At 57.8% G+C, this 408-nt stretch carries 1 protein-coding gene; it reads left to right on the forward strand.

The features are described 5' to 3' along the window. Window positions 1–408, forward strand: a 408-nt coding sequence (locus OO68_RS48920; RefSeq protein ID WP_157852835.1) for an AMP-binding protein, incomplete at both ends; no start/stop codon positions are given.

Genomic DNA, 408 nt, shown 5'->3' on the forward strand with positions numbered 1-408 from the left:
ATTCTGGAGCGATCAAACCTTGCTCGAGTTTTTTTCGAGGCATGCCAGAAACGATCCAGGGCGGCTCGCGGTTGTTGGCTACGAAGCTGCGTCCAACCGACGTACGGCGCTGACATACGGCGAACTGCAGCAAGCTGCCGAGCGAACCGCGGCTAATTTGTTGCGGCTTGGTGTCAAGCCTGGCGAAGTGGTGTCGTATCAGTTGCCGAATTGGTGGCAATTCATGGCTCTTCACCTCGCACTGCTGCGGATCGGCGCGGTCACAAATCCCATCATGCCGATTTTCCGCGATCGCGAAATGGAATTCATGCTGACCTTGGCCGAGACGCGCGTGCTGATCGTTCCACAGCGATTTCGCGATTTCGATCACGCCGCAATGGCGGACCGCCTCAAGGCCAAGGTGCCCAC

It is taken from the genome of Streptomyces iakyrus, from assembly GCF_000717055.1.
Lineage (GTDB): Bacteria > Actinomycetota > Actinomycetes > Streptomycetales > Streptomycetaceae > Streptomyces > Streptomyces iakyrus.